We start from the raw sequence: 17,670 nt of genomic DNA, 5'->3' as shown, positions 1-17,670 counted from the left end.
GACCGGTCAGCAGACGCTGTCGGTCGGCTTGGGGTTGCCCAGACCGAACAGCGGACGCAGTCGCAGCCCCGCCCAGGTGCCGAGGAGCGCGACGGCGCCCCAGATCCAGCCGTGCAGGGAGCCCGAGGCGATGCCCGCGAGGTAGGCGCCGATGTTGCAGCCGCCCGCGAGCCGCGCGCCGATGCCCATCAGGATGCCGCCGGCGATAGCGGCGAGCGCCGCCCTGGCCGGGATGCCGCGGTGCAGCTGCCACACGCCGCCCGCGGCGGCGGCGACCGCGGCGCCGACCATGATGCCGATGTCGGTGAGGCTGTTCTTGTCGGCCAGCACCGGACCCGTCAACTGGGCGGCGCTGCCCGGCTGTTGCCAGTACGCCCAGGTCTCGGGGGAGCCGCCGAGCGCGCCCACCAGCTTCGAACCCCACAGCGAGAACGCGCTCGTGATGCCCCAGGCGCCGCCCGAGACGAGCAGTACACCGGCGCCCAGCACGGCCAGCACCACGGCGCCCGCGGCCAGCGGCCAGGAACCGCGCACCACGCGGGCGGCCACGCCCCGGGACGAGGGTGCGGCGCCGACCGGGGGCGGATTGCGGCGCGCCTGCACCGTGCGCGCGACGAACCAGACGGCGGCCAGCGCCACGATCGTCACCGCCCAGGACCCGAACCAGCCCACGTGGTCGGAGAGGAGGAACGGGTCGAGCGCCGGCAGGTCGTTCCAGAGCCCGAACTGCCAGGCCGCGAGGGTCGATCCGGTGATGAACCCGAAGAGGGTGAGCACGATCGTGCTCTGCCCGGAGCCGACGGCGAAGAGCGTCCCGGAGGCGCACGCGCCGCCCAGCTGCATGCCGACGGCGAACAGGAAGGCCCCGACGAGCAGGCCCGCGCCGATCGGTCCCGCGCTGGGCGCGGGCACCGCCCCGAACAGGCCGCTGCCGGTCCCGATGATCAGGGCGAAGAGGGTCGCGGTGGTGCCGAGGAGCAGGGTGTGCGCCCGCAGTCCTGTGCCGTTGCCGACGGCGACCAGCTGGCGCCAGGCGGACGTGAACCCGAACCGCGAATGGAACAGGGCGAATCCGAGCGCGATGCCGAGCAGCAGCAGGACGCCGGGCTTGGCCCCGTGCTCGGCGAAGACGTACGCGGCGAGCACGGCCCCGATGACGGCGGCGACGGCGAGCGGCACGCGCCGGACCGGCGGCGCCGGATCGGCCCGCGGCGCGGGGGAGGAGGTGGGGGCGGGACTGAGCAGGGTGCTCCGGGGCGGCGCCCCGGCAGGGGGAGCGGTGGTCAAGGCAGGTCTCCGGAAAGAGCGAGGGGGAACGTCGGACGGGCGGCGACGGTGGCGCGGAGATCCCGCGCCACGGCATCAGCGGCGACAGAGCGCGTCGTCGACGCTCCACGGCGTGGCCGCGAAGAGCGCGAGTGCCAGCTCACGAGCAGGTCCGAACATGTGCGCCACTCTAGGGACCCTGGTGGATTCGTCCCACGGCGTCTCACATGGCGAACGAGCATCCGCGGCTGCACGGTCCGAGCCGGCCTCGCGGACCGGAAACCGGCACGGCCCCGGCCCCGTTGACGGTGTGACGTACCTGATACGTCGTCAAACCCGAAGTGCGGCGCCCGCGCCGGAACACACGTCGGCGGCGGCCTCCGTGAGGAGCGCCGCCGCCGCACGATCCGGTTCAGGACACCTGGGCCGGAACGTCCTCTCTCGTCGCCTGCCGGTGCTCGGTCCTGGCGGCGTCGAGCAGGTGCCGCCAGGAGGCCACCGTGGGACGGCGGCGCAGGAGCGCCCGGCGCTCGCGCTCGGTCATCCCGCCCCAGACTCCGTGCTCGATGCGCTGGTCCAGGGCGTGGGCCAGGCATTCCGTCCTGACCTCGCAGCCGGCGCAGACCCGCTTGGCGCTCGACTGTGCCGCCCCCTCGACGAACAGCTCGTCGGGATCAGTCGTGCGGCACGCTGCGTGCTCCCACCATATGTCCGTGCTGTCTGCCACGGTCCGCCCCTCCGCTTTCCTCGGTCTCGTGCCGTGATCGCCGCGTCACTCTACGGCATGTGCGCACGTCAAGCAGCCTCTCACCAGAGGATGAACAGGGAGTTGCCAATTCCTCCGGCATAGTCAGAACGGAGCCGCATCACCCGTTCGGCCCAGCCTCGTTTGCCTCGACGGGCGCTCGGCCCATGCCCCGCCGAGGCTGTTCGTGGGGGCCGAACGAGTGGGACGAGGTGGAGCAGATGCGCACGAGAGCGTTGGCGTCAGAGTTCATCGGGACCCTTCTGCTGGTGTTCTTCGCGGTGGGCAGCGCTGTCCTGGGAGCGGAGTTCATCGGAACCCTGGGCATCGCGCTGGCCTTCGGATTCACGCTGCTGGCACTGGCCTACACGCTGGGCCCGGTCTCCGGCTGTCACGTGAACCCGGCGGTGACGCTGGGCATGCTGTGCGCACGGCGCATCGACGTGCGGACCGCCGTCGAGTACTGGATCGCCCAGTTCCTGGGCGGGATCGCCGGCGCCGCGCTGCTGTTCCTGATGTCCGAGCAGGTGCCGGGCTTCAAGGCCGACGGCGCGTTCGGCAGCAACGGGTTCGGTGACCGGTCCGCCGTGCACATCAACACCGGCGGCGCGTTCCTCGCCGAGGTCGTCCTCACCTTCCTGCTCGTGTTCGTGGTGCTCGGCGTGACGCACCGCGTCGCGGTGACCGGCTTCGACGGGCTGCCCATCGGCCTCGCGCTCGCCGCCATCCACATCGTGGGCATCCCGCTGACCGGCACGTCGGTGAACCCGGCCCGCAGCCTCGGCCCGGCCCTCTTCGCGGGCGGCGCCGCACTCTCCCAGCTGTGGCTGTTCATCGTCGCGCCACTGGTCGGCGGAGCCATCGCCGCCGTGGTGCACCAGGTGACCCACCCGACGGGCGAGGACCGCAACATCGCGGACGAGGCGGCGGCCGTCTGACGTCGGCACCTCGGGCCGTAGGCCCTGTCCGGCGGATCGGGTCGCGTCCGGGTGGCTGCGATCGGGCGGCCTGCCAGACCCCGCGCCCGCGGCACGATCCGCCGGACAGGCCCTAGCCGATGCGCCGCGACAGTTGGGGCCGGACGGCCCGAGGTCTGGCACGGCCCGCGTACTCGACCGACACCACGAGTTCGGCACCGAGGCAGCGGGCGTAGTGGGACATGGTCTCCAGGTCGAGGATCTCGCCGGCCTCGATCTGCGCGGCCCACAGCGTCGACAGGCCCGCTGCCGTGGCGGCCTCGCGCAACGACAGGTCCTGTTCCTGCCGTATGTCGCGCAGGCGCCGCCCGAGCAGGGCGGCCCGCGTGTCCTGCGCCCGGGCGCCGAAGGGGACCACCACGTCCTCGGCGGCGGCCGGAGCGGGGGCGGGCTCCGGTGCCTGCCGAGTGTGGCCCACCGTGTGCGTGCGCTGCAGGAAGTGCCGCAGGCCCGCCGTGTCGAACCGGAGCGCCGCGAGGCCCTCCGGGGAGTGGAACTCGATGAGGGTGTCCGCCGGGCCGTCGGGCTGCACGCGCACGGTCTCCGTGCGGGCGGGGGCGTCCAGGCCCGCGGCGAGCAGCTCCCGGGCGATCGTCCAGGTGGCGGCCTCGCCGTCGAGGGTGACGTGCGGGGGGAAGTCGAGGCGGACCGCGAGCGGTTCGGCCGAGGTGTGGCGCAGGGTGACGGGGGTGGCGAACTCCCGGCCGTCCGGGGTGAGCAGGCGGGCGCCGGTGGGGGATTCCAGCGAGACGTGCATGAGGGGACTCCGTCGGGGGTCGGGCGTGGGCCGCGTGTGGCTGTTGAGGTGCGAGAGTGCCTGTGAGGCCTCGCATTACGCGGGTTTCCCCTGTGTATTTATGTGATCTGGGCCACTTGGCCGGGCGAGGGCGGTGAGCCGTCCCGCGAAGCCCCGCTTCCGATGTGACGGACGTCACTCTGGGCCAATCCATGTCCTCAGGTCATCATATGACCTGACCGCAGCGCGGCGAGGGGCGTCACGCGCCACGTCGCGGCCGTCGACGGCACGGCCCGCACAGCGAGACAAGGATGGTGCGCATGAACGACCAGGACAGGTCCGTCCCGCCGCGCGTGGGGGTGGTGGGCCTCGGCGCCATGGGTCTCGGGATGGCCGGCAGCCTGCGCCGCGCGGGCCACGACGTCGCGGTCCACGACCTGCGCGCCGAGGTGGCCGCGGACTTCGCGGCCGGGGGCGGCGAGGCCTTCGCCACCGCCGGCGACCTCGCGGCCGCGGTCGACGTCCTGGTCGGCGTGGTGGTCGACGCCGCGCAGATCGAGTCGGTCCTGTTCGGCCCCGACGGCGCCGCCGCCCGGCTCCGCCCGGGATCGGTGTTCGTGATGTGCTCCACGGTCGACCCCGGCTGGTCCGCCGCACTCGCCGACCGGCTCGCCGACCGCGACGTCCGCTACCTGGACGCGCCCATCTCCGGCGGCGCCGCCCGCGCCGCCACCGGCGACCTCACGATGATGACGTCGGGCTCCCCGGCGGCGTACGCGCTCGCCGGCCCGTTCCTCGACGCGATGAGCGCCACGGTCTACCGACTTGGCGAGCTGCCCGGCCTCGGGTCGAAGGTCAAGATCGTCAATCAGCTGCTCGCCGGCGTGCACATCGCCGCCGCTGCCGAGGCGATGGCGCTCGGCATCAGGGCGGGGGTTCCCGCCGAAGCGCTGTACGAGGTCATCACCCACAGCGCCGGCACCTCGTGGATGTTCGAGAACCGCATGGCCCACGTCCTCGCCGGGGACTACACGCCGCTGTCCGCCGTCGACATCTTCGTCAAGGACCTGGGACTCGTCCTCGACGCCGCCCGGCCCGAGCGCTTCCCGCTGCCGCTGGCTGCCACCGCCCACCAGATGTTCCTCCAGGCGTCCGCGTCCGGCCTGGGCGGCGAGGACGACAGCGCGGTCATCAAGATCTTCCCGGGCATCGACCTGCCCCAGCCGGTGGAGCACTGACATGGGCATCCGGCTCGGCTGCATCGCCGACGACTTCACCGGGGCCACCGACCTGGCCAACAACCTCGTGCGCGCGGGCATGCGCGTGGTCCAGCTGATCGACGTACCCGACGGGGGCGACGAACGCGCCGTGCGGCAGGCGGCCGACGCCGACGCCGTCGTGATCGCCCTCAAGTCCCGCACCGTCCCGGCCGCCCACGCCGTCGACGCCTCGCTGCGGGCGCTGGCCTGGCTGCGCGAACAGGGCGCGGAGCAGATCTACTTCAAGTACTGCTCCACCTTCGACTCGACGCCCGCGGGCAACATCGGCCCCGTCACCGAGGCCCTGATGGACGCGCTGGGCACCGACTTCACCGTCGCGACGCCGGCCTTCCCCGACAACGGACGCACCGTCTTCAAGGGCCACCTCTTCGTCGGCGACGTCCTGCTCGGCGAGAGCGGCATGCGCCACCACCCGCTCACCCCGATGACCGACTCCAACCTGGTGGCCGTCCTCGGCGCGCAGACCGTCAGGACCGTCGGCCTCATCGACCACCGGGCTGTCGCCGACGGACCGGCCGCGATCCTGGCCAGGGCGGGGGAGTTGCGCACGGACGGCGTCGGCATCGCCGTCGTCGACGGCGTCTCCAACGACGATCTGGTGCGCCTCGGCGCGGCCGTCGCCGGACTGCCGCTGGTGACCGCCGGATCCGGCCTGGCCATCGGGCTGCCCGCGAACTGGGGGATCAGCCCCACCCCGGCCGCCGCCGAACTGCCCCCGCCCGCCGGACGCCGCGCGATCCTCTCCGGGTCCGTCTCCACCACCACCAACGGCCAGGTCCAGGCGTTCCTGCGCACCGGACGGCCCGCCTACCACGTCGACCCGCTGCGCGTCGTCGCCGGTGACGACGTGGCCGGAGAGGCCGTGGCCTTCACCGCCCGGCAGCCCGCCGACGAACCGGTCCTCGTCTACTCGACCGCACCGGCCGACACCGTACGGGCCGTCCAGGGACGCCTCGGCGCCGCGGAGGCGGGGGAACTCGTGGAGCGGACCCTCGCCCGCGTCGCCCGGGGCCTCGTCGAGCACGGCGTGCGCCAACTCGTCGTCGCGGGCGGCGAGACGTCCGGAGCCGTCGTCCAGGCCCTCGGCATCACCGGCCTGCGCATCGGACCCCAGATCGACCCCGGCGTCCCCTGGTGCGCCGCGGTGCTGCCCGGCGGCGAGCCGCTGCACATCGCCCTCAAGTCGGGGAACTTCGGCGGACCCGACTTCTTCACCGACTCGTTCGCCCTCCTCGGTCTCCTCGACGGAGCGGACCGATGAGCGGGGACGCCGTCGACACCGCACGCCGGGAGATCGTCCGGGTCGGCGCCAGCCTGTTCGCCCGGGGCTACGTCCACGCCGCCGCGGGCAACATCAGCGCCCGCGTCGGCGACGGCCACCTGATCACCCCCACCGACGCCGCCCTCGGCTTCCTCGAACCCGACCGGCTCGCCCTGGTCGACGCCGACGGCACGCAGCGCGCGGGGGACCGCGCCAGCAAGACCCTCACCCTGCACCGCCGCATCTACGCCGCCGACCCCACGGCACGCTGCGTGATCCACACCCACTCCACGCACCTCGTCGGCCTCACCCTGACCGGCGTGTGGCGCACGGACGACGTGCTGCCGCCCCTCACCCCGTACTACGTGATGAAGGTCGGGCACGTCCCGCTCGTCCCGTACCACCGGCCCGGCGACCCGCGCGTCGCCGACCTCGTCGCCGCCCGCATCGCCGACCGCGCCGCGAGCGGCACCCCGATCAGGGCCGTCCTGCTCGACCGGCTCGGCCCCGTCGTCTGGGGACCCGACCCGGCCGCCGCACTCGCCGTCCTCGAAGAACTCGAGGAGACGGCCAGGCTCTGGCTGCTGACCGACCGTCGCCCCGAGCCGCTCCCCGCCGACGCCCTCGCCGAACTGCGCTCCGCGTTCGGCGCGGCCTGGTGAGCCGCACCTCCCCGCTCTCCCCACGCACCACCGCCCGAGAATCCCCGCAGAGCCGCTCAAAGGATTCGTCATGCCCTCCACCGTCGCCGCCGAGGTGCCCGACCTCGACCGCGAGAACGCCGTCTTCCGCAAGGTCGTCCGGCGGATCGTCCCCTTCCTGATCCTCTGTTACATCGTCTCCTACCTCGACCGCGTCAACGTCGGCTTCGCGAAGCTGCAGATGTCCGACGACCTCGGCTTCAGCGAGGCGGCGTACGGACTCGGAGCCGGCCTGTTCTTCATCGGCTACTTCCTCTTCGAGGTCCCCTCGAACCTGTTGCTCCAACGCGTCGGCGCCCGCACCTGGATCGCCCGGATCATGATCAGCTGGGGCGTCGTCTCCGGCCTGTTCGTCTTCGTCACCGACGAAGTGACCTTCTACGTCCTGCGGTTCCTGCTCGGGGTCGCCGAGGCCGGCTTCTACCCCGGCGTGATCCTCTACTGCACCTACTGGTTCCCGTCCCGCCGCCGGGCCCGCGTCATCGCCCTGTTCATGTCCGCGATCCCCGTCGCCGGCATCTTCGGCAACCCCCTCTCCGGCTGGATCCTGGACCGCTTCCACGGGGTGAGCGGCTGGCAGGGCTGGCAGTGGATGTTCTTCCTGGAGGCGCTGCCCGCACTCCTCGTGGGCGTGGCCACGCTGTTCTACCTCGACAACGGCATACGGGACGCGAAGTGGCTCACCGACGAGGAGAAGGCCGTCGTCGAACGGGCCGTCGCCGAGGACGCCGCGCACCGGACGGTGCACGGCCGCACCCTGGACGCCTTCCGCGAGCCCAAGGTGTGGCTCATGTGCCTGATCTACTTCTGCTTCGTGATGGGCCAGTACGCGCTGACCTTCTGGCTGCCCACCCTCGTCGAGGCCACCGGCATCGAGGGCAACCTCGCCATCGGTGCGCTCAGCGCTGTACCGTTCCTGGCCGCACTGGTCGCCATGAACCTGTTCGGCCGCTCCGCGGACCAGCGCGGCGAGCGCCGCTGGCACCTGGTGATCCCCAGCCTCATGGGCGCCGTCGGCTTCTCGCTGTCCGCCTCCTGGTCGGGCTCGACCGCGCTGTCCCTGATCGCGCTGTCGTTCGCCGCGGCCGGCGTCCTGACCTGCGCCCCGCTGTTCTGGTCGCTGCCCACCGCGTTCCTCGGCGGCACCGCCGCGGCGGCCGGGCTCGCCGTCATCAACTCCGTGGGAAACCTGGCCGGGTTCGTCAGCCCGTACATGATCGGCGCGCTCAAGGACGCCACGGGCTCGACGTCCCTGCCCATGTACGTTCTGGCACTCAGCCTGGTCGTGGGCGCCGCCGCGGTGCTCACCACCAAGAAGGACGTCGTCAACCGCTGACCGCCCGCACCGCAAGCACGGCAAGCACAGGAGTCACCATGCCGAGGTTCGCAGCGAACCTGTCCCTGATGTACACCGAACACCCCTTCCTCGACCGCTTCGCCGCGGCCTCGGCGGATGGCTTCGAAGCGGTCGAGTACCTCTTCCCGTACGCCTACGAAGCCGCCGAGCTGCGCCGTCGACTCGACGACAATGGGCTGCGGCAGGTGCTGTTCAACGCGCCGCCCGGCGACTGGGACGCGGGGGAGCGCGGCACCGCGGCGCTGCCCGGACGCGAGCGGGAGACCCGCACCGGGATCGACCGGGCGCTGGAGTACGCGGCCGAACTGGGCTGCGAGCGGGTGCACGTGATGGCCGGGCTGGTGGCGCCCGGGACGACGGACGCGGAGCGGGCCCGGTTCCGCGACACCTACCGGGACAACCTGGCCCACGCCGCCGGACGGGCCGCCGCCGCGGGCGTCGACGTCCTGATCGAACCCATCAACACCCGGGACATGCCCGGCTACTTCCTGAACCGGCAGGCCGACGCCCACGCCCTGGTGCAGGAGGTGGCAGCCGATCGCCTCAAGGTCCAACTCGACCTGTACCACTGCCAGATCGTCGAGGGCGACCTGACCGCCACCCTGCGCCGCGACCTGCCGACCGGCCGCGTCGGCCACCTCCAGATCGCCGGGGTGCCCGACCGCCACGAGCCGGACGCGGGCGAACTGAACATCCGTCATCTGTTCGGCGTCGTCGACGCGTTGGGCTTCGACGGCTGGATCGGCTGCGAGTACGTCCCGCGCGCCGGCACGAGCGAAGGTCTCGGCTGGCTGAACGACTATCGAGGAGAACCCGCATGAGGATCGTCATCACCGGTGGCTTCGGCTTCCTGGGCCGGCAGGTGGCCGGCCGGCTCCTCGGGACCCGGACGTTCCGCGGCGCGCCCGTCGACCGGCTCGTGCTCGCCGACCTGTTCGTCCCGGCCGACGGGCCGCTCGTCGACGACCCCGGCGTCGACGTCGTCCAGGGCGATCTGACGGACCGCCTGGACGAGCTGTTCGCCGAGCCGGTGGACGTCGTCATCCACCTCGCCGCCGCGGTCTCGGCCGCGTGCGAGGCCGACTTCGACCTCGGCATGCGCGCCAACCTCGACACGACCCGCGCCCTGCTCGAAGCCGCCAGGGCCCAGGCCGCCGCGGGCGGGCCCACGGTGCGCCTCGTGTTCGCCAGCAGCGTCGCCGTCTACGGCAGCGACCCCGCGCTGCCGCTGCCGCCGGTCGTCGACGAGTCGACCCTGCCCGCCCCGCGGTCCAGCTACGGCGTCCAGAAGTTCGTCTGCGAGCAGCTCGTCGCGGAGTACACCCGGCGCGGCTACGTCGACGGACGCGTGAGCCGGCTCATGACGGTGTCCGTGCGCCCGGGCAAACCGAACGCGGCGGCCTCCGGCTTCCTGTCCGGCATCGTCCGCGAGCCGCTCGCCGGACTCCCGGCCGTCTGCCCGGTCGACCCCTCCCTGCGGGTCGCCCTGGCCTCGCCCCGGCGCACCGTCGAGGGCATCCTGCGGATCGCGGAACTCGACCGCGGCACGGGACCGGGCCGGCTCGACGGCACCCTTCCCGTGAACCTCCCGGCGCTGACCGTCTCCGTCGCCGAGATCATCGACACGCTGCGGCAGCTCGCCGGGGACGCCGTCGCCGATCTGGTGACCGTCGCACCCGATCCCGCCGTCGAGGCCATCGTCGGCTCGTGGCCCGCCGACTTCGACAACGCGCGCGCCGCCGCCCTCGGCCTCGTACCCGACCCGGACTTCACCGCGGTCCTGCGGGCCTACGTCGCGGAGCACGCCGACGCGGTGACGGCCGCGATCCCGGCGGTCACCGACGGCCGACGGGACGCGGGCCGATAAACTGGCCAGCATGTTTGCCAAGGTGAGCGGCCCGGTACGGCTCGCGGACCAGGTCGCCGCGATCCTCGCGGAGGAGATCGAGTCCGGACGCCTCACCGAGGGCGACAAACTGCCGACCGAGGTGGCGCTGGTCGAGCAACTCGGCGTCAGCCGCACGGTGGTGCGCGAAGCCGTCTCACGGCTGCGCAGCGCGGGCCTGGTCGAACCGCGCCAGGGCCGCGGCGTCTTCGTCCTGCCGCGCCGCGCCCGGCCGCTCGACCTGGAGGCGGAGTCAGTCGGCACCCGGGCCAAGGTGCTGCAGATCGTCGAGGTCCGCTCCGCCCTGGAGGGGGAGGCGGCCGCCCTCGCCGCCACCCGCGCCACGCCGGACGCCGTCGCCCGGATGCGGGCCGCCCTCGACGCGATCGACGGCGCGGTCGCCGCCGGCGGCGACGGCGTCGAGGAGGACCTGGCCTTCCACCGGTCGATCGCCGAGTCGACCGGGAACGACGTCCTGGTGTCGACCGCCCGCTACCTCGGTGAGGTGGCCCGCAGCGGCATCCGCATCACCCGTGCCAACGAGGCGCGGCGGGACGACTTCTTCGAGGCGGTGCGCCATGAGCACCACGCGATCCTCGAAGCCGTCGCGGCGGGCGACGCCGAGGCGGCCCGGGCGGCGGCCCGCACGCATCTGCGGCACGCCGCCGCCCGGCTCAAGGACGCGGACGGCCGGTTCTGGTCCGAGACCGAGGACCTGGACGTGGACCTCGACGCCACGTCCTGAGCCGGCCGGCACCCCGCGGGGGCGCGATCAGGACCCGGCGTCGGCCCTGCGGCGCCGCACGGAGTACACGACACCGGCTCCGGCGACCACGGCGAGGGCGCCGGCGACGCCGGCCGTCGGGACCAGGGAGCCCGCCCCGGTCGCGGCGAGCGAGCCGCCGCTCTGCGGGGAGGCGGAGCTGCCCACGGACGGGCTCGGCGTGGTGGCCGCCGGGCTGCTGGGGCTGCTCGTCGCCGGCGCGGACGACGCCGGGGCGGCGGCCAGGATGTCGAAGTCCACGTACCCGTCCTCGGGGACGCTGTCGCTGCAGGTTCCGTCGGCGTTCACGCTCGCGGCGATCGGGACCACCGCGCCCGCACCGGCCGGGGCCGCGGCGTCGATCTTGATGCGCAGCGGGACGTCGGCGTGCTCGCGGACCGCGAGCTCTCCGGACGTGGGGAACGACCGGTCGTGGGCGCGGTCGATGTCGATGTCGTGCCACCGGTCGCCGTCGGACCACTGCAGGTGCAGGTGGCGCGAGGTGTCCGGGGCGTCCTCGTCGTTGTCCTCGGTGGCGGCGAACGAGGACCCGAACACCTGGGCGCTGGTCGACTCGAAGTCCTTGGCGGTCAGGTTCGAGACGCGGAACGTGAAGGCGTGCCAGCCGGAACCGGCGACGATCTTCGTGGGCAGGCCGCGCAGTTCGGCCAGGACCATCGGGTCGTCCTCGCGGCTGGTGCACTCCGTGGCGTCGCCCGGCTCCTGCGTCGGCACCACAGTCTTGCGGGGCGCCACGGGCGGCGCCGTGGAGGTCGTGCTCGCCGACGGGGACGCGTCCTGCGAGGGCGTGGCGGAGCGGTCGGTGCGGGGGGACTCCGACGGCGCGGCGGGGCCCGTGGCGGGCGCCGTGGTGGTCGTGGGACCCGGCGTCCCACTGTCCGCGAACGCGCCCGGTGCGGACAGGACGGCGACGGGGACGACGGCGGCCGCGGCCGCCGTCACCACTGCGCGGCGAAGCTTCATCATTACCTCGGGGGTTCTCGGTGTGGCTTGGGGGCACAGGTGTGACCCGCGAAGGACCGAAAAGGTTGCCCTCGGCCTGGCGGCGGTCACGTGAGACACCGAGCCCGCCTCGGCATGCGGACCGCGGGCGACGGGCCGCACGGGTCCGCGCCGTCCGCCACCTCCTGATCAGGAACGGCGGGTGTGCTTGGCCCCCCAGAACACGGAGCGGGCCGCGCGGACCCGTGCGGCCTGCCGGTCGCTGTCACGGGCGTGCTCGCAGGCGGTGCGCAGCTCGTCCGCGTCGGCGAGCTGCCCGCCGCCGTCGGGGGCGGTCCGCCAGAGGAAGGAGTGGCGCTGCACGCCGGTGATGCCGTCCGCGCCGGGGGAGGGGACGGTGAACTCGTCCCCCACCGTGAGCACGGTGGAGTCACCGGCGGAGAGGCCGTCCAGGGTGCCGGGTTCGGCGAGGAGGTAGAAGACGGGACGCGGCTGAACGTGCTCCTCGAGCACCGGAATCTTCTGCGCCTGATCGCCGAGTTCCCACAGTACGGCGAGCGCGAACGGCTGCGGCAACCGCAGCACGTCGAACCGCACCCCGGTCGGCAGCACCGCCAGATGCGGAGGTTCCTCCCACTGCTCGTAGACCTGCTCCGGATTCGGATGACAGGCCGCCAACCACTGTTCCCCGTCCATGCGTTGACCGTAGTCGGCATCTCTACGCGCGTCAGGAGAACGGCCGCACACGAGACCGATCCCGAACCGGCTCCACCGTCACGGGGATGGGACGGCGGAGCCGGCCGCCGCACAGAATGCGACAACGCCCATCGTTCCGGATTCAACAGCACGTCGGCCAGGGGGCGTTTTCGGCCATGTGGCGGGATGGTGCGTCGGACGCCGGCCAGGCGCCGCCGCTGGCGTCCGGGCGGCGCGCTCGGCGAGGATGGTGCGATGCGAACGATCTCCTTCCCCCAGACCGAACTGCGGGCCTCGAACGTCGTCCTGGGCCTGATGCGCATCGCCGAGCTCTCCGACGACGACATCCGCACCCTCTACGGCAGCGCCCGTGACGCGGGGATCAACACCTTCGACCACGCCGACATCTACGGACCCTCCCGCCACGCGTGCGAGGAGCGGTTCGGGCAGGCCGTGAAGCTCTCCGCCGCGGAGCGGGAGTCCATCGTCATCCAGAGCAAGGTCGGCATCAGGTCCGGCTTCTTCGACTTCTCCAAAGAGCACATCGTGCGCACGGTCGACGAGTCGCTCACGGCCCTGCGCACCGAGTACCTCGACCTCCTCCTGCTGCACCGGCCGGACACCCTCGTGGAGCCGGAGGAGGTGGCGGCGGCCTTCGACGAGCTGCACGCGGCCGGCAAGGTCGTGAACTTCGGCGTCTCCAACCACACGCCGGGGCAGATCGAGCTGCTCAAGACGGCGGTGCGCCGGCCGCTCGTGGCCAACCAGGTGCAGCTGAGCATCACCCACTGCCCGATGATCGCCTCGGGCATCGCCGCGAACATGGCCGGACTCGACCAGTCGGTCGACCGTGACAACGGCCTGCTCGACTACTCACGTCTGCAGGGGATGACCCTCCAGGCGTGGTCGCCGTTCCAGAAGGGCTTCTTCGACGGGGTCTTCATCGGCGACCGCGAGAACCACGCGGAGCTGAACGACGTCCTCGACGAGCTGGCCGCGAAGTACGACGTGACCCCGACCGGCATCGCCGTCGCCTGGATCACCCGGCACCCCGCGAACATGCAGGTGGTCCTCGGTACCACGAACCCGGGCCGGGTCGCCGAGTCCGCGGCGGGCTCGGAGCTCCCGCTGACCCGCGAGGAGTGGTACCGCCTCTTCCGCGCGGCGGGTCACACGCTGCCCTGACCGCCCGAATCGCCCAGCAGGTCCGCCACTTCGGCGGCGTAGAGCCGGGCCGGGTCGAAGCCCATCCCGTTGAAGTGCCCGGCGAGTTCGAGTGACAGCGCACCGTGCAGCCGGGTCCAGAAGGCCAGGGCCCGGCGCAGCGCCGCCGGCGGGGCGTCGTGGTCACCGGCCCACCGGCGGTGGTCCGCCAGGTGGGCCGTGAACGGCGTGGCGGGCGCGCCGGTGTCGTCGCGGGCCGCGACGGAGGCGTCGAGCAGGGTCGCCATGATCTCCGAGGCGATCCCGGTGATCTCGTCCGGCGCGTGGTAGCCGGGCACGGGCGTGCCGTACACGAGGAAGTAGCGCTGCGGGTCCGCCAGCGCCCAGTCCCGCAGGGCGTGGGCGAGCCCCGCGAGGTCGGCACCGTCGGCCGCCGCCGCGGCGACGGCGTCGGCCAGGCTCCGGTACGCGTCCCTGACCAGCTCGGTGATCAGGTCGTCCCGGCTGGCGAAGTAGCGGTAGAGCGCGGGGCCGGTCATGCCCAGCTGCCGGGCGATGGCGTTGAGGGAGAGCGCGGACGCGCCGGCCGTCGCGATCTGTTCCCGGGCGCGCTCCTTGATCTCGGCGCGCACCTGCTCGCGGTAGCGCTCCCGCGGTGTCTTCGCGTCCGTCCTCGCTTCCGTCCTCGCCACGATCTGCGCCGCCTTCGCTGTCGGTGTCGGACCAGTGAGTTAGAGGCTATCACCAAGGCGTTGACCGCTCACGCCCGACGAGTTATAACCAGTAACGAACGAGTCAAGCTCTTACGTAGCTCACTCGGTCATCCGCCCGTGCCCGCACTCGTTGTACAAGGAGCACCGTCATGCCCGGCATCCGCACCGCCCTGCTCGCCCTCCCCGTCACCCTCGTCTCCGTCGTGGCGCTCGCCACCACGGCCGTCCCCGCCCAGGCCGGCACCCCCCTCACCTGCCGGGGCCAGGGCGTGGACCCTGACGCCCGGGTCCGGTTCCGCACCGAGATCCTGATCCACGCGTCACCGCGCAGCGTCTGGAAGACCCAGACCGACATCGCGCGCTGGCCGTCCTGGCAGCCCGCGGTCACCAGCGCGGAACGCCTCGACGACGGCCCGTTCCGTAAGGGCTCCGCGTTCCACTGGACCACGCCCGTTCCCGCCAACCCCCAGACTCCCGCCACGAGCCTGGACATCACCTCCACCGTCGAGCAGCTCAGGGCCGGCACCTGCATCCGCTGGACCGGCCCCGCCGACGGCGAAGGGCTGCACATCGACGGGGTGCACGTCTGGACCTTCACCGCGGTCAGGGGCGGCGTCCTCGTGCGCACGGAGGAGACCCACACCGGTCCCCAGGTCGACGCCGACGTCCCGGCCGCGACCGAGCTCCTCCAGCAGGGCCTCGAAGCGTGGCTGCGTGATCTGAAGGCCGTGTCCGAGGCGCCGTCCGCCGCGCGGGCCTGAGGCCGTGAGGGATCACTGAGCGCGGTCTTGTCAGTGGGGCTCGTGGTGGATAGGACTGTGCCGGGAGTGATCACGTCCCCGAGGCAAGTGCGGGCACTGCACGATCCGTTGATGTCCGGTCTGCCGGACGGAAGAAGGTGGGGCAGCTCATGACTCAGGTGCCGAAGACCCGGGTGACCCGGCGGCGCGTGCTGGGCACGGCGGCGGGACTGGCCGTCGCCGCGACGGGCGCACGGACCGGGACGGCGTTCGCGGGGACCGAGCAGGGCACGTCCGACGAGACCCGCTGGCGCCGGCACGCCGCCCGGGTCACGATCACCCGCGACGACTGGGGAATTCCGCACGTCGTCGGCGAGAGCGACGCCGACGCTGTCTTCGGGATGATGTACGCGCAGGCCGAGGACGACTTCAACCGGATCGAGCAGAACTACCTCGTCGCCCTGGGCCGCCTCGCCGAGGCCGAGGGCGAGAGCGCCCTCTGGCAGGACCTGCGCCAGCGGCTCTTCCTCGATCCGGCGGACCTGCGCAAGGACTACGCGAAGTGCCCCCAGTGGCTGCGCACGCTGATGCGGGCCTGGGCCGACGGACTCAACTACTACCTCGCCACCCACCCCGAGGTGCGGCCGCGCGTCCTCGACCGGTTCGAGCCGTGGATGCCGCTCGGCTTCTCGGAGGGCAGCATCGGCGGCGACATCGAGTCGGTGCTGCTCACCCAGCTCGAAGCCTTCTACGCCGGCCGGGACGTCCCGATGACCGACGAGGAGCGCGGCCTCGTCCTGCGCGAGCCCACCGGGTCGAACGGCTTCGCGGTCGCGCCCAGCCACACCCGCGACGGCCACGCGCTGCTCCTGATCAACCCGCACACGAGCTTCTTCTTCCGCTCGGAACAGCACGTGACGAGCCGCGAGGGCCTCGACGTCTACGGCGCCGCCACCTGGGGCCAGTTCTTCATCTACCAGGGCTTCAACGCCCGCACGGGCTGGATGCACACGTCCAGCGGCGTCGACAACATCGACGAGTTCGCCGAGACGATCGTGACGGCGCCCGACGGCACCCGCTCCTACCGCTACGGCGACGCGCTGCGCCCCGTCACGACGAAGCGGATCACCCTGTCCTTCCGCACCGAGGCCGGCGGACAGGACGAGCGGACCTTCACCACGTACGCCACCCACCACGGCCCCGTGGTGCGCGAGGCCGACGGCAAGTGGATCACGTGCGCGCTGATGAACAAGCCCGTCGAGGCGCTGAAGCAGAGCTTCCTGCGCACGACGACGGGGAACTATGCGGACTACCTCCGCGTGGCGGGACTGCAGGCCAACAGCTCGAACAACACGCTCTTCGCCGACTCGAAGGGCGAGATCGCCTTCCTGATGCCGCAGTTCATGCCGGTGCGGAGCGACCGCTTCGACTACCTCAAGCCCGTCGACGGCAGCGATCCGGCGACCGACTGGCGCGGACTGCACGGCCTGGACAGCATGCCGCAGGTGGTGAACCCGAAGAACGGCTGGACGTTCAACACCAACAACTGGCCCTGGACCGCGGCCGGCGCCGACAGCCCTGACAGCCCCAGGGCCGCCGACTATCCGCGCTACTTCGACAAGGTCGGTGAGAACCCGCGCGGCCCGCAGGCGGAGCGCGTCCTGACCGCGCGGGACGACTTCACGCCCCAGACGCTCGTCGACGCCGCCTTCGACCCGTACCTGACGGCGTTCGCCCGCCTGCTGCCGGGGCTCGTCGCCGCCTGGGAGCGGCTGCCCGCGGGTGACCGGCGGAGGAAGGCGCTGGCCGGTCCCGTCGGTCTGCTGCGCGACTGGGACCACCGGTGGTCCGCGAAGTCGACCGCGACGTCCCTGGCCGTCTTCTGGGGCGAGGACATCTGGGCGCTCACCTCCCAGGCCGCCGCCGACGCCAGGCTGTCGGTCTGGGACTACATCGCCGGCCGCGCCACCGACACCCAGCGGCTGGCCGCGCTGGAGACGGCGACCGGGCGGCTCGTCCGGGACTTCGGCGACTGGCGGGTCGCCTGGGGCGACATCAACCGCTTCCAGCGCAACGACGGAGCGATCGTCCAGCAGTTCAGCGACGACCGGCCGAGCATCCCCGTGCCGTTCGCCTCCTCGCGCTGGGGCTCCCTCGCCTCCTTCGGCGCGAAGGCGTACCCGGGGACGAAGCGCTACTACGGCACCAGCGGCAACAGCTTCGTGGCGGTCGTGGAGTTCGGGCCGCGCGTGCGGGCCTGGGCGGTGACGGCCGGCGGCGCCAGCGGACACCCCGACTCACCGCACTTCGACGACCAGGCCGGCATCTACGCCTCCGGCGACCTGCGACCGGTCTACTTCCACCCGGACGACCTCAAGGGCCACGTCGAGCGGAGGTACCGGCCGGGCCGGTAGCCGGTCCCG

General features: G+C 72.6%; 17 protein-coding genes. 11 read left to right on the top strand and 6 right to left on the bottom strand.

Annotated elements, in window-relative coordinates:
• Nucleotides 1-6 precede the first annotated feature (6 nt).
• Both RBJ77_RS19610 and RBJ77_RS19605 read right to left on the bottom strand, forming a co-directional pair.
• Nucleotides 7-1,287 carry a YeeE/YedE family protein gene (locus RBJ77_RS19610; protein ID WP_372346215.1) on the bottom strand — a complete coding sequence of 427 codons (1,281 nt, stop codon included), beginning with the start codon at nucleotides 1,285-1,287 and terminating at the stop codon, nucleotides 7-9.
• A gap of 391 nt (nucleotides 1,288-1,678) precedes the next feature.
• Nucleotides 1,679-1,993, bottom strand: coding sequence for a WhiB family transcriptional regulator (locus RBJ77_RS19605; RefSeq protein ID WP_372346214.1), 315 nt, complete (start codon nucleotides 1,991-1,993; stop codon nucleotides 1,679-1,681).
• A 239-nt stretch (nucleotides 1,994-2,232) separates the two neighbouring features.
• Here RBJ77_RS19605 and RBJ77_RS19600 point away from each other — a divergent pair, with 239 nt between their 5' ends.
• The gene (locus tag RBJ77_RS19600) at nucleotides 2,233-2,949 is read left to right on the top strand and encodes an MIP family channel protein (protein ID WP_372346213.1); all 717 of its coding nucleotides are present in this window, start codon (nucleotides 2,233-2,235) and stop codon (nucleotides 2,947-2,949) included.
• A gap of 112 nt (nucleotides 2,950-3,061) precedes the next feature.
• On the opposite strand, the gene RBJ77_RS19595 is transcribed toward RBJ77_RS19600, so the two are convergent.
• A complete protein-coding gene (locus tag RBJ77_RS19595; RefSeq protein WP_372346212.1) occupies nucleotides 3,062-3,745 on the bottom strand; it encodes an SsgA family sporulation/cell division regulator in 684 nt (227 codons plus the stop codon).
• A 299-nt stretch (nucleotides 3,746-4,044) separates the two neighbouring features.
• Here RBJ77_RS19595 and ltnD point away from each other — a divergent pair, with 299 nt between their 5' ends.
• The 7 genes from ltnD (at nucleotide 4,045) to RBJ77_RS19560 (ending at nucleotide 10,953) form a co-directional block, all read left to right on the top strand.
• Entirely contained in the window at nucleotides 4,045-4,962 is a 918-nt protein-coding gene (gene ltnD / locus RBJ77_RS19590; protein ID WP_372346211.1) for an L-threonate dehydrogenase, read from the top strand.
• Between the two features lies 1 nt (nucleotide 4,963).
• On the top strand, nucleotides 4,964-6,265 hold the full coding sequence (gene otnK, locus RBJ77_RS19585) for a 3-oxo-tetronate kinase (RefSeq protein WP_372346210.1): 1,302 nt from the start codon (nucleotides 4,964-4,966) through the stop codon (nucleotides 6,263-6,265).
• The gene (locus RBJ77_RS19580; RefSeq protein ID WP_372346209.1) at nucleotides 6,262-6,927 is read left to right on the top strand and encodes an aldolase; all 666 of its coding nucleotides are present in this window, start codon (nucleotides 6,262-6,264) and stop codon (nucleotides 6,925-6,927) included. The genes otnK and RBJ77_RS19580 overlap by 4 nt, the downstream gene beginning before the upstream one ends.
• A 70-nt stretch (nucleotides 6,928-6,997) precedes the next feature.
• On the top strand, nucleotides 6,998-8,302 hold the full coding sequence (locus tag RBJ77_RS19575) for an MFS transporter (RefSeq protein WP_372346208.1): 1,305 nt from the start codon (nucleotides 6,998-7,000) through the stop codon (nucleotides 8,300-8,302).
• Between the two features lie 38 nt (nucleotides 8,303-8,340).
• Nucleotides 8,341-9,144 (top strand): 2-oxo-tetronate isomerase, encoded by an 804-nt coding sequence (gene otnI, locus RBJ77_RS19570; RefSeq protein ID WP_372346207.1) that lies wholly within the window; start codon nucleotides 8,341-8,343, stop codon nucleotides 9,142-9,144.
• Nucleotides 9,141-10,190 (top strand): D-erythronate dehydrogenase, encoded by a 1,050-nt coding sequence (denD, locus tag RBJ77_RS19565; RefSeq protein ID WP_372346206.1) that lies wholly within the window; start codon nucleotides 9,141-9,143, stop codon nucleotides 10,188-10,190. The genes otnI and denD overlap by 4 nt, the downstream gene beginning before the upstream one ends.
• A gap of 10 nt (nucleotides 10,191-10,200) precedes the next feature.
• Entirely contained in the window at nucleotides 10,201-10,953 is a 753-nt protein-coding gene (locus tag RBJ77_RS19560) for a FadR/GntR family transcriptional regulator (RefSeq protein ID WP_372346205.1), read from the top strand.
• Between the two features lie 27 nt (nucleotides 10,954-10,980).
• Here RBJ77_RS19560 and RBJ77_RS19555 read toward each other — a convergent pair whose 3' ends face one another.
• The gene (locus RBJ77_RS19555; protein WP_372346204.1) at nucleotides 10,981-11,958 is read right to left on the bottom strand and encodes a hypothetical protein; all 978 of its coding nucleotides are present in this window, start codon (nucleotides 11,956-11,958) and stop codon (nucleotides 10,981-10,983) included.
• Nucleotides 11,959-12,123: 165 nt separating this feature from the next.
• Nucleotides 12,124-12,630, bottom strand: a complete 507-nt coding sequence (locus tag RBJ77_RS19550) for a hypothetical protein (protein WP_372346203.1) — start codon at nucleotides 12,628-12,630, stop codon at nucleotides 12,124-12,126.
• A 255-nt stretch (nucleotides 12,631-12,885) separates the two neighbouring features.
• On the opposite strand from RBJ77_RS19550, the gene RBJ77_RS19545 reads away from it, so the two are divergent.
• Nucleotides 12,886-13,815, top strand: a complete 930-nt coding sequence (locus RBJ77_RS19545) for an aldo/keto reductase family oxidoreductase (protein WP_372346202.1) — start codon at nucleotides 12,886-12,888, stop codon at nucleotides 13,813-13,815.
• On the opposite strand, the gene RBJ77_RS19540 is transcribed toward RBJ77_RS19545, so the two are convergent.
• On the bottom strand, nucleotides 13,800-14,486 hold the full coding sequence (locus tag RBJ77_RS19540) for a TetR/AcrR family transcriptional regulator (RefSeq protein WP_372346201.1): 687 nt from the start codon (nucleotides 14,484-14,486) through the stop codon (nucleotides 13,800-13,802). The genes RBJ77_RS19545 and RBJ77_RS19540 overlap by 16 nt on opposite strands.
• 170 nt (nucleotides 14,487-14,656) lie before the next feature.
• On the opposite strand from RBJ77_RS19540, the gene RBJ77_RS19535 reads away from it, so the two are divergent.
• Nucleotides 14,657-15,268 carry an SRPBCC family protein gene (locus RBJ77_RS19535; protein WP_372346200.1) on the top strand — a complete coding sequence of 204 codons (612 nt, stop codon included), beginning with the start codon at nucleotides 14,657-14,659 and terminating at the stop codon, nucleotides 15,266-15,268.
• Nucleotides 15,269-15,417: 149 nt separating this feature from the next.
• A complete protein-coding gene (locus RBJ77_RS19530; RefSeq protein WP_372346199.1) occupies nucleotides 15,418-17,661 on the top strand; it encodes a penicillin acylase family protein in 2,244 nt (747 codons plus the stop codon).
• Nucleotides 17,662-17,670: the final 9 nt, after the last annotated feature.

Source organism: Streptomyces sp. KL116D (assembly GCF_030766975.1).
Taxonomy (GTDB): Bacteria; Actinomycetota; Actinomycetes; order Streptomycetales; family Streptomycetaceae; genus Streptomyces; species Streptomyces longispororuber_A.
Note: the sequence above shows the minus strand (reverse complement) of the source record. Positions and strands in the feature narration are given on the sequence as shown.